Raw genomic sequence first — 6,169 nt, forward strand, 5'->3', positions numbered from 1 at the left:
GATATCAGCACGATGAAAGCCGCCATCAGCACCACCATCAGAGCCGCGATCATCACCATCCTGCGACGGAGCAAACGTAAACCAGACGTCAGATCTCTCGCTTCGGTCGGAAACCGGATCGCGAACATAATCACGGCAGTGGCAAACAGGACGAAGAGAAGACTATTTTGAGTGAGGAGGATCGTTTCCGTGAGGTTCATCACGAGGAACATGATGACCAGCACGTTCAGCCACAGCCAACCTTCCTCGGGAGCATCACACAGCAGCGTCGCACCCTGCCGCACCGCGCGGGCAATGGTCCAGACCAGGGGGATGAATCCCAGGAGTCCGAGGCTTAGCAATGTGTCACGAAATCCATTATGGGCGTGCGGCGCCGGCCACCCCGCCGCGGCTCGGACGTGCCAGCCATCGGGGTTGGAATCGGCCCAGAAGGCCTGATAGCCGTAGCCGAACAACAACCGCCTTCCGATTGCGTGATCCACTTCCCGCCAGAGCGGAACACGACCGGTCAGCGTCGCATCCTTGCCCAGCGCTTCGAGCAGGGGAACGAGCAGTTCGCTGAGGCCTACAAGGACCAGCGCGACCAATTGCAGACAGACCAGCACGAGGGTCACCCGTCCAAGGTCGCGGGTCTTTGATAGAGCAAGGAAGAAAACCGTGGCCACCACCGCGCTGGCAAGTGAGGTCATGGCCGTCATCGACTGGGACGCGACGAGGCAAACGAGACTGGCGCCCACCAGCAATATGCTGAGGATTCTCAGCCCCACCCGTCGATCCGCCGCCGTCACGCTGCATGCGAAAGTCGCTATTGCGGCGTTCCACCCGAGCGCGTTCTTGTTGTCAAAGACCCCCCTCAGAGAGCTCTCGCCCACGGTGAACGCACGACTGGGCCATGCCACAGCCATCAAAAGACTGAACACCATGCCGGAGCCAAGCACCACAACCGTCAGCAACAACAATTGCCGCGGCGTGAACAGGATGGCGAGAAGATATGCAAGCGATACGGAGAGAATGAGCGCAATGCCCCGCTGCAGAGTGAGGGTGGGGCTGGGCGACCACAGCACGGAGACAAGCGGCAACAGGAGGAGCACAACGAAGGGCAGGCTACGGCGAATGGCGATCAGCAGCTCTGCCTGATTTCGAGCCAAGAGCCCAAGAGAAATCAGATAGATAGGCATGCCAAGCAGGCGAAGAGTCGCCATCTCGCTGGCATCCAGGTAGCCATCGCGATCGATCAGGGGAAAAACGCAACCGCTCAGAAGGAGCAGCGCGATGATGACGCCGACGCACTCCATCGAACGCCAAGGCAGGATGACACTAGGGCTGTAGACTGCCGGGTAGCAAGCCTTATCCACCATGTCATTCTGCCGGATACTGGCTGCTCAACTGGCCTTCCGACGCTCTCGCGCTCGTCACCGCGGAACTTGCGGCGATGCCGACCCGCCGCAGAGAGTTGGCGCCGGCGGGCGTGTCACGCCGTGCCGGATCAGCAACGGCGCCGGTAGCCGACCCCGCAGCGGCTCGGCCGGTCAGATGCTCCACCAGATAAAGCGGCCGTTGCCGGACCTCGACTGCGATGCGGCCGACATATTCGCCGAGAAGCCCGACGGAGATCATGTTGAACGCGCCGAACATCAGAATGACGACCATTATTGATGCATAACCAGGTGCATCAACGCCAAATATCAGCGTTCGCCCAATGATGATGGCTGCGTAGAGTTGCGCCAGAAAGACGACAACGAGGCCGACATAGGTCCAGATCCGCAGCGGCATCGTCGTCGATCCGGTGATCCCGTCCAAAGCGAAGTTCCACAGGCGCCAATATACCCACTTGGAGGTGCCCGCCGTGCGTTTCGGCCGGTCGTATTCTACCGTCGCCTGAGTGAAGCCAACCCAGGAGAACAGACCTTTCATAAAGCGGATGCGTTCCGGCATGCCGTTCAGAACATCGACGACACTGCGATCCAGCAGCCGGAAATCGCCGACATTGTCCTGAATGGGGTAATCGGCCATCCGATTATAGAGCCCGTAGAAAGCCGTGGCGCTCCAGCGCTTGAGCCAGGTGTCGCTGCCACGCCTCTTGCGGCGTGCGTTGACCACCTTTGCACCGCGCATCCAGGCGCTCACCATATCCGGAACGATGTCCGGCGGGTCCTGCAGATCGACGTCCATCGGGATGATTGCGTCGCCGCGTGCATGGGCAAGGCCGGCTGCCAGTGCTGCGTCCTTGCCAAAGTTTCGCGACAGGCAGATCAGGCCGATATCCGGTCGCTGCGCCACGAGACTTTCGATAATCTCCACAGTGCGATCTCGGCTGCCGTCGTCGACGAACAGAATCTCCACCTGTCCGCCTGGTCCGAGAGCGTTGCGGATCGCGTTGGTCTGTGCATCCAGAGCCTGGAGAAAGAGCACGATCGTCTCCTCCTCATTGAACACCGGCACAACAATACTCAGCACCAGGCCGTCCGTATCGGACATGCCGCGGGGCGGAAGATCAGTTGTGGCAATTGGCCATGTGCGGGGGAACTCCGTGCTGTGCGGCAACATGTTAAGCCCCCGATGTGATGAAATGGGTTGGACCACGGGTGCCAGCTACCGCATGACGATCGGCGCTCAGCCGATTGAGCAACTGCCGGCACATGACGAATAGGGATCGGGCCCGATAAAAGGCTCTGCCAAGGCAGCGGGGCCACCCATAGGTCTTTTGAGGAAACCGCTCGATCCGATTACTCTTTACACTAATCTTACTCTTGACCATTCCCGGCTCCATCCAGCTTGCCGAACTGGCAAGCTCCGAGGCTCATCGAACTTCTCTCGGAATCTCCGTCTGTGATGACACGCAAACCTCTGTAGAAACGAACTTTATTCTTTATACCGGCTGGTAGAAAGCGAGCCATAAGACGTACGCGTACCACTTTGTGCTGATTGTTGCTCGAACGAAGAACGCGTTAGTCTTAGCGCTGATCGAAGCCGGGATAGATGTATTACCGGCGGCGTGCTGGACAGGTTTGGAGACTTGTACGTGGATGGGCATATCTGACCTCAATCCGGCGCTGGGCGCGGAGATCGCGGGGCCATCGAACCCGGTCAATAAATCAAGATCATTTTTGCGCCCATTGTCGCGGCACGTCGCTCTGTGGTTCGCCATGGTGGCCACTTTGGTGGCGCTCTGCACGGCGATCAGCGGACAGAGCTACTGGATAGACGAGGCCAATACGGCGTGGCGTGCAGCGGAGCCGCACTTCGGGGCGCTTCTGGCCCGTATGGTCGCGGAGACTGGCTCCGATGCGCAGATGCCGTTTTTCCTCGTGGCGATCTGGGCCTGGGAGAAGGTTGCAGGCGACGGCGAGGTCGCGCTGAGGGTGATGAACCTGCTCTGGCTTGTTCCGGGCCTCTACATCTTCGCCAACGGCCGGGTTGATCGGCTTCTGGTGGCGGGGACCAGCGCGTTTCTATGGTACTATATCGACGAGGCGCGGCCTTATGGCATGCAGATCGGGGCGAGCCTGATGGTCTTCGGCCTGCTCGAACGCGCGGTCGTTGCCGCGAGCGATCGCGGCGCAGAAGGTCCGCTCCTTCGGCCCTACCAAGTTTGGCTGCTTGCGTTCGGGCTTATTGCTCTTGCCGGAAGCAGCTTGCTCGGCGCGATATGGGCTGCATCCGCCGTTGCCGCCGCGGCTTGTGCCGTACCCTGGCACGTTCGCCGGCTTGCTATCAGCCACATCATCGGGCCGTCGGTTCTGCTCGGGGTCGTGCTGGCGCCGCTCGGGCTCTACTATCTCTGGACGGTGCTTGGAGGGGCGGGCGGCACCAAAGTGGCGACGACCGACGCGCGGACTCTGGTTTTCTCGGCCTACGAGCTGCTGGGTTTTGCAGGCCTCGGGCCGGGCCGCACGGATCTGCGCGCCGGGGAGGGGGCGGTCGTCTCCTCCTACCTGGTTGCATTGGCGAGCTATGCCATCCTGGTCGCGGCGGTGACACTGGCCGGCATGATCCATGCCATCCGCAATATTCCGCCGCGCACACTGGCGGCCTGTGCGGTCGCGTTCACGGTGGCAGCTGCACTGATCCTGATTGCCGGATATATTCTGCACTGGCGCGTCGTCGGTCGCCATCTCGCGCCCGCAATCGCAGTCGTCTTGGCGCTGCAGGCGGCAGGCGTGACGCTGCTCTGGCGTCAGCCTGTAGGCAAGCTCGCGGTGCTTGGTTTTCTGGTGATGGCATTGGCCTCCGGCGCAAGCATCAGATTCGCGTCTCGTCACGCGAAGGACGACTATCGCTCTGCGGCCGCTGTCGTACGCTCAGCCCTTACCGAGGGGGATCGCGTCTGGTGGAGCGCCGACGCGCTTGGTGCCCTCGTTTACCATGTGCCGCTGGGCCAGGGGTGTGGCAGTGCACTCTATGTGTCTGAGCCACGGCCAGGTTTTGCTTCCGCACTGGGAGCTCCGACCGTCGTCGTCACCAGCAAGCCTGATATCTACGATCCAGAACGGGTGCTGGCCACGTTCCTGTCCGACCAGCATTTTCAAATCACCGAAACCTTTCAGGCTTTCCAGATCTGGCGACGCGCGCCATCGACGGGTTCATTGCCTTGCGGCTAAGCACCCATATTGCGCGTCGAGCTGTTGCGATCATCGCCACTGAGCTCGGTATGATCTAGTCGCCGTTGGCGAAAATGTTCTCGGAGACTGTATTCATCGCGGTGCCGAGCCAGAAACGTCCTGAGCATTCGGCGGCGTGTCCGCACTGTAGGTGGCCTCATCCGCTCCAATGTCGACCTTGCCGTTCACGCGGGCCTGCCCGTCAATGTCGACAGATCCGAGCCCGAAAGTGGACGTTCCCGCATTGATGGCCGGCGAACCCGGCTTCAGGTGGAAATCTCCCGTGGCCGGATTCGAAAGCAGCGGATCAAGCCCAAGCAGGTTCCCGTTGGCAGCGTCCGGCATTTGGCCGTCCGAAAGCACCGATGCCTCGCGCGGAGTGCCATTGAAGGTGATATTGTTGTACCACTTCACATCCTTGTTCACGTAGCCGTTGGTGCTGACATCGTTGATGGCGCGGTTTCTGGAGTCCGTTCGCGGATCCGCCACTGCGACGTTGTTCACCCAGGTATTGTAGCTACCCATGGCGTTGCTCAACTCGCCCCGCCAGCTTCCCTTGTTGGCATTGTCATGGTTGTTGTGCCACACGGTATTGTTGCGCACCGTGACGAAGTCGCTCAGGAAGACGTGGATGCCCTTGCCACCATTGCCGTAGGAGACATTGCCCTCGATCAGAGTGCCGGAGCGGTATTTCGTGTCTTGAAAGCCGTCGATGATGATACCGTTTCCATCCGTATGTTCCCAGTTGATGGCAGGTCCTTGCACGTTGTTGTAGCTTATGTTGTTCCTGATGATGTTGCGGAATTCGGCATTGCCTGCGGCGAGATCCATGTTCTGCCAGAGCGAGATGCCGCTGCACTGATAGCCATTCGTCGCGGCGTTGCCGTAGACCCGGTTGTCTTCGATAGTTAGCCAATCCGATTTGGCGCTGGAAATACCCGAGCCGCCGCTGTCATGGGCGATGTTGTCCTTGATCGTGACATGGTGCGATCCTTCAATATCGATCGCATGTCCCCCGCCGCCAACGACGTCGAAACCCTCGATCTTGACGTAGTTCGCCCGCACATTCAGCGTGCTGTAGGTGTCCGAAGAAGGTGGCCTGAGTAAAGCGTCGCCCGGCAATTCGGAGCGGATGGTGACGTAATTATCCGCCGCACCATCCTTCGTCACCACGATCTGCTCATGGTACGTTCCTGACTTTATCACCACCTGATCGCCGGGCTTGAGTTGCGCCTGCATGGCGCGGCCGATCGTCTTCCATGGTGCAGACAAGCTGCCTTTGGCGATGTCGCTTCCGTCAGTGGCAACATAATAGTCCGTCATCACTCTTCTCTTGTCCGTGTAGTCTGCTGATCCCCGGGTATGGGCTTTGATGATTGATGCCGTTCACCTACTGCCCAAGGCGGCGGTGGATCGCTCAAGGCTATTAAACTCTTCGTAATGCTCAGTTTTACACTTTAAAATCGTGGTATTTCATCAACGACCTTGCGTATAATTCGGAGTCACGGAAGTTATATTTGGCGTGGCGTTTGGGTTTGACATTGTTGATGGCGACGACGATGTCGGCA

The 6,169-nt window shown here is 59.6% G+C and carries 4 protein-coding genes; 1 reads left to right on the forward strand and 3 read right to left on the reverse strand.

Going from position 1 to position 6,169, the window contains the following annotated elements:
• Together J2X71_RS37985 and J2X71_RS37990 are read right to left on the reverse strand one after the other, a co-directional pair.
• Nucleotides 1-1,358 (reverse strand): O-antigen ligase family protein (locus J2X71_RS37985; protein WP_310390560.1); only part of this gene is annotated, 1,358 nt, incomplete at its 3' end.
• A 1-nt stretch (nt 1,359) separates the two neighbouring features.
• The gene (locus J2X71_RS37990; protein WP_310390561.1) at nt 1,360-2,457 is read right to left on the reverse strand and encodes a glycosyltransferase family 2 protein; all 1,098 of its coding nucleotides are present in this window, start codon (nt 2,455-2,457) and stop codon (nt 1,360-1,362) included.
• A gap of 689 nt (nt 2,458-3,146) precedes the next feature.
• Between J2X71_RS37990 and J2X71_RS37995 the strand changes: the two genes are divergently transcribed.
• Nucleotides 3,147-4,601 (forward strand): hypothetical protein, encoded by a 1,455-nt coding sequence (locus J2X71_RS37995; protein ID WP_310390562.1) that lies wholly within the window; start codon nt 3,147-3,149, stop codon nt 4,599-4,601.
• A gap of 93 nt (nt 4,602-4,694) precedes the next feature.
• Here J2X71_RS37995 and J2X71_RS38000 read toward each other — a convergent pair whose 3' ends face one another.
• Nucleotides 4,695-5,924, reverse strand: coding sequence for a right-handed parallel beta-helix repeat-containing protein (locus J2X71_RS38000; RefSeq protein ID WP_310390563.1), 1,230 nt, complete (start codon nt 5,922-5,924; stop codon nt 4,695-4,697).
• Nucleotides 5,925-6,169: the final 245 nt, after the last annotated feature.

It is taken from the genome of Rhizobium sp. 1399 (genome assembly GCF_031455475.1).
Taxonomy (GTDB): domain Bacteria; phylum Pseudomonadota; class Alphaproteobacteria; order Rhizobiales; family Rhizobiaceae; genus Rhizobium.